We start from the raw sequence: 5,148 nt of genomic DNA on the forward strand, positions 1-5,148 counted from the left end.
ACCCCTCGGTATCTAACAGAGGGGTACGTTTGCAAATAGACAATAGACAAAAAGCATAGGAAACATAAGGCTTCTGACATGGTTTCCTAACAAAAATCGGCTGTGAAGTCGCCTTAAAAAACTTCACACTTTATAGATTGGGGGTATGGTTCTGAATGAAGAACAATGGATAAAAGAATTACGGGAGAAACGGATTGCTTACGGTATCTCACAAGGCAGGCTGGCGGTGGCTTCTGGTATCACAAGAGAATATCTCAATAAGATAGAAAGCGGAAAAATGAAGCCGTCAAAGGAGCTTCTGGAAACTCTGCATAAGGAACTGGCAAGGTTCAATCCAGAAGCACCGCTTACCATGCTGTTTGATTATGTGAAAATTCGTTTTCCCACGCTGGATATACAGCACATTATCAAAGATATATTAAAACTGAATATCAATTATATGCTCCATGAAGATTACGGACATTACAGCTATACGGAGCATTATTCTCTTGGGGACATCTTTATCTATACGTCGGCTGACGAAGAAAAAGGTGTCCTTTTAGAGTTAAAAGGGCGTGGTGGCCGACAGTTTGAAAGTTACCTGCTGGCACAGCAAAGAAGCTGGTATGACTTTCTCATGGACGCACTCGTAGATGGTGGCGTGATGAAGCGTATCGACCTTGCTATCAACGACCATACGGGCATTTTGGATATACCAGAGCTTGCGGAGAAATGCAGGAAACGGGAATATATCGGAAAGTCCAGAAGTTATAAGTTTTACCAGTCGGGCGAGCTTATCAAGCACAGAGAGGACGACAGAGAATATATGAGACGTACCCTTTATCTTGGTTCTCTGAAATCAGATGTGTATTTCTGTATCTATGAAAAGGACTATGAGCAGGACGTCAAGTTAGGGACACCGCTTGAAGAAGCCGACATTATCAATCGTTTTGAGATACGGCTTAGAAATGAACGTGCCTATTATGCAGTACGAGATTTGCTGACGTATTATGACGCAGAGCAGACTGCCTTTTCTATCATCAACCAGTATGTGAGGTTTGTTGATGAAGAACCAGACAAGCGAAAAAATGACTGGAAACTCAATGACCGCTGGGCTTGGTTTATCGGCGATAACAGACAGAGCTTGAAGCTGACGACAAAGCCAGAGCCTTACACCTTAGACCGTACATTGCGGTGGGTACAACGGCAGGTAGCACCGACCTTGAAAATGCTGAAAAAGATTGATAAAGGAAACGGTACAGACTACATGGAAACAATCGAACAGCAGGCAAAGCTCACAGAAAAGCATGAAATGATAATCAAACAGCAGACGACCCCTACAAAAGATTTGGTGGAAAGTTAGGAGTGATGAAAAATGTGGGTATTATTAAAAGACTTCCTGCTGGTATCTATGGGAATGGGTATCGGCGTAGTCTTGATGTGTATTTTGAATGTCGGCAAAGAAGCTGACTATGAAATGAAACAATTAAAAGAAAGCGAGGACAATTAAATGAATTTCGGACAAAATTTGTATCAATGGTTTTTATCAAATGCACAGAGCTTGGTGCTTATGTCGATCGTGGTTATCGGTATCTACTTAGGTTTCAAGCGTGAGTTTTCCAAACTTATCGGCTTCTTGGTAGTTGCCTTAATTGCTGTCGGCTTGGTATTCAATGCTGGCGGTGTGAAAGATGTACTGTTAGAGCTGTTCAATAAGATTATCGGAGCATAAAATTTTATTGTGGTGCTGACATACGAATGGTATAATATGGGTATGAATAAAGACACAAACTGGAAATTGTAAGGAGCAAAATATGTTAAGATTATTAAAGATTACTTGTATTTCAGCAATATGCTTTATAATGTTATCGGGGTGTTCGGCTAGACAAGAAAAAATAGAGAGGACAGAAACAAATCAATTAGAACAATCAAAAATAGAAAAAAAAGTGAGCGAGAGCAATGAGGAAGAAATACTTGATTTAAGTGATGATTTTAATGGTGTTAATGGCTGTGCAGTTTTATACAGTCCCTCAAAAAACAAGTACTCTTTTTATAATAAAGATATGGCAGAACAACAAGTATCCCCATATTCAACTTTTAAAATTATTTCTACGTTAATAGGGTTACACAATAATATTATCAAAGATGAAACTTCCACATTGAATTATAATGGAACTCAATATCCAAATTCAGAATGGAACGAAAACTTAACTTTGCAAAAAGCATTTCAAACGTCTTGTATATGGTACTTTCATCAGATTATAAACAGAGTGGGGGAAGAAGAAGTCAAAAAAGAACTAAGTGAGTTGGAATATGGTAATTGTGATGTTTCAGCATGGGAAGGAAGTATGATAAATCCATACAAAGAATTGAATGGGTTTTGGCTCGGTTCATCTTTGAAAATATCTCCATACGAACAGGTAGAGGTTTTATCAAGAATTTTTGAAAGTAAAAGTTTCTATGACAGTCAAAATGTTGAAATATTAAAGAAAATTATGTTAATTGAAGATGAGCAAGGGGGAAAAGTATATGGGAAAACTGGTTCTGGTACAAATGGAGAAGCATGGTTTCTAGGTTTTACTGAAAAGGGACAACAAAGGGAGTATTTTGCTGTATATCTTGAAGATAGTTTGCAAAAAGAACGAGTTTCAAGTACTTTTGCTAAAGAAATTGCTCTAAAAATAATAGAGTAAAGATATTTTGAAAGGGGAGTATAAATGGACGCAATAGGTTCATCAACAAAGTTAATGTGGTTTTTTGTTTGTATTTATTCATACCCTATTCTATTATTGGTTTTTTCGGTGGCTATATGGTCTTATAATAGGTTTAAACGATTGGCTTTTATATCGTATATTGCTGGTACGATTTTGACTGTGTTTATTTTACTGATTGATATTAATAATTTCGGTGCAAAATTTATAAAAGGTAATTTCATGTATAATTCATACTTATGGAATTTGTTTTTTACAATTTTGAGTATTATATTTATCATTATCAGCATTAGTTTTCGTCGGAAAAGCAAAAAAATTAGTAATATTTTTATCAATATTGCTACATTATTGTGTACTCTTGTTTGCGTTATTCAAATAAACACAACAAATGTGTAAAAGTGATTGAACAAATTTCTGTTTTACAATTTCATATCCATACACACAAAGCAGTTAATCTTAGGATTGACTGCTTTTTTCTTGCCAAAATTTCAGATTGGAGTGATAAAATGAACGATATTTTTAAGGATATGCAGGCAAACGTCGGCTGTGAATACATTTCCGACCTGCCCTCTTACAAGCGTAAGGTGTGGCAGGAAATGAAACGACTGAACCCTGCCGACTATGAAGAAAGACAGTTAGAAGATTTTTCAAAGTATGTGTTTGGTATGTCGTACCAGACCATAAAAGATGTGATGAAGCAACAGAAAGGACGTGAGGAACAATGCAGGAAACAAGGGTGCTGGTGGAAACGAGAGGAACAACTGGCGAAGAAACAATATCATACTGGTTCGACCTGCCGATAGATGTTGCCGAGTTTGAAGAAAAGTTAGGTGTCGGTGCAGAAAGTCAAGATTACCACATTATCGAAAAGGTACTGCCTTTTGCTGATGAAGTCCACGAACATACAAGCGTGTATCAGCTCAACGAATTAGATTTTATGTACCGCCAGCTTTCAAGTGATATGCAGGAAGAATATGTATCACTTCTTACGGTGTTTGAGAATTTAGAAGCACTTTATATTTGCAGAAACGTGATTACAGTTTATCCCGACTGCAAAAGCATGATAGATGTTGCAAGGCAAAAGCTGATGAATGACCCGACATTCAAACATTTATCCGAGGACTGTCAAGCATATTACTTTGACTTTGAAGCCTACGCTTCTCATTTGCTGGAAAATAGACGCTATCTTGTAACAGAACACAGCGTCTTTGAACTGCCAGAGTAGGAAATGAGGTGGTGCTTATGATTGATGATATGGCGGTTTATATTGCTAATCTTGGCAAATACAATGAGGGCTATTTAGTCGGTGCTTGGTTCACGTTTCCCATTGACGAGGAAGATGTGAAAGAAAAAATCGGGTTGAATGAACGGTATGAGGAATACGCTATCCATGATACCGACAACTTCCCTATTGAGATTGGCGAGTATGTTTCCATTGAAGAACTCAATGAGATGTATGAAATGATAGAGGAACTTCCCGACTATATCGTAGAGTGTCTGGACGAATTTATCAGCCACTATGGAACGCTGGAAGAAGTCGTGGAAAATAAGGACGATATTTATTTTTATCCCGATTGTGAAACCATGACAGATGTTGCCTACTACTACATAGACGAATTGCAGGCACTTGGAGATATTCCACCCAGCTTACAGAACTACATTGACTATGAAGCCTACGGGCGAGATTTGGATATGGGCGGTTGCTTTATTGAAACAAGCCGAGGTATGTGCGAGATACCATATTAACGCTGGACGATCAGCGACAAGCATGGTTGCTACTGACAGCGTATTTCTCTTTAAGGGACAGTCTGAAACATGGCTGTCCTTTTCTCTTTGAAGAACTTACGAAAGGAGCTGAAAGAACTTGAAAAAGATTAAATCTTACACGGGTATCTGGAACGTGGAAAAAGTCTTGTATGCAATCAATGACTTTAACTTACCCTTTCCCGTTACCTTTACACAGATTACATGGTTTGTGATTACAGAATTTATCATCATTCTGTTTGGGGATATTCCCCCACTTTCCATGATTGAGGGAGCATTTCTCAAATACTTCGGTATTCCCGTTGCTCTCACTTGGTTCATGTCGCAGAAAACTTTTGACGGAAAGAAGCCGTACAGCTTTTTGAAATCACAGATAACCTATGTGTTAAGACCCAAAATCACTTATGCAGGAAAAGCCGTAAAACTGCATAAGCAGATACTCAATGAAACAATCACGGCAGTAAGGAGTGTGAACTATGTTCCCGATAAAATATATTGACAATAACCTTGTCTGGAACAAGGACAATGAGGTGTTCGCCTACTATGAGCTGATACCGTACAACTATTCTTTTCTATCCGCAGAGCAGAAATTTATCGTGCATGACAGTTTTCGCCAGCTTATCGCACAGTCCCGTGAGGGTAAAATTCATGCCTTGCAGATTGCCACAGAAAGCTCAATCCGCAGTATGCAGGA

At 38.3% G+C, this 5,148-nt stretch carries 8 protein-coding genes and 1 pseudogene; all 9 read left to right on the forward strand.

What is annotated here, in order from left to right; translation table 11 throughout:
- Nucleotides 1–145: 145 nt before the first annotated feature.
- A complete protein-coding gene (gene mobT / locus DW114_RS20855) occupies nucleotides 146–1,342 on the forward strand; it encodes a MobT family relaxase (RefSeq protein ID WP_117456262.1) in 1,197 nt (398 codons plus the stop codon).
- Between the two features lie 12 nt (nucleotides 1,343–1,354).
- Nucleotides 1,355–1,489 (forward strand): DUF3789 domain-containing protein, encoded by a 135-nt coding sequence (locus DW114_RS20860; protein ID WP_009243011.1) that lies wholly within the window; start codon nucleotides 1,355–1,357, stop codon nucleotides 1,487–1,489.
- Entirely contained in the window at nucleotides 1,490–1,711 is a 222-nt protein-coding gene (locus tag DW114_RS20865; protein WP_003060793.1) for a hypothetical protein, read from the forward strand.
- An 82-nt stretch (nucleotides 1,712–1,793) separates the two neighbouring features.
- Entirely contained in the window at nucleotides 1,794–2,672 is an 879-nt protein-coding gene (locus DW114_RS20870; protein WP_117456264.1) for a penicillin-binding transpeptidase domain-containing protein, read from the forward strand.
- Between the two features lie 524 nt (nucleotides 2,673–3,196).
- Nucleotides 3,197–3,493, forward strand: a complete 297-nt coding sequence (locus DW114_RS20880) for a conjugal transfer protein (RefSeq protein ID WP_117456268.1) — start codon at nucleotides 3,197–3,199, stop codon at nucleotides 3,491–3,493.
- The gene (locus DW114_RS20885) at nucleotides 3,412–3,915 is read left to right on the forward strand and encodes an antirestriction protein ArdA (RefSeq protein WP_117456270.1); all 504 of its coding nucleotides are present in this window, start codon (nucleotides 3,412–3,414) and stop codon (nucleotides 3,913–3,915) included. Before DW114_RS20880 ends, DW114_RS20885 begins: the two co-directional genes overlap by 82 nt.
- A 17-nt stretch (nucleotides 3,916–3,932) precedes the next feature.
- On the forward strand, nucleotides 3,933–4,436 hold the full coding sequence (locus DW114_RS20890; protein WP_117456272.1) for an antirestriction protein ArdA: 504 nt from the start codon (nucleotides 3,933–3,935) through the stop codon (nucleotides 4,434–4,436).
- A 118-nt stretch (nucleotides 4,437–4,554) separates the two neighbouring features.
- Complete coding sequence (locus DW114_RS20895; protein ID WP_113655970.1) at nucleotides 4,555–4,953, forward strand: conjugal transfer protein; 399 nt, start codon at nucleotides 4,555–4,557, stop codon at nucleotides 4,951–4,953.
- Nucleotides 4,931–5,148 (forward strand): annotated as a pseudogene (locus DW114_RS20900) (hypothetical protein); the annotation flags it as partial. The gene DW114_RS20895 and the pseudogene DW114_RS20900, both read left to right, overlap by 23 nt.

This window comes from Absiella sp. AM09-50, assembly GCF_003433845.1.
GTDB classification, from domain to species: Bacteria; Bacillota_I; Bacilli_A; order Erysipelotrichales; family Erysipelotrichaceae; genus Hoskinsella; species Hoskinsella hominis.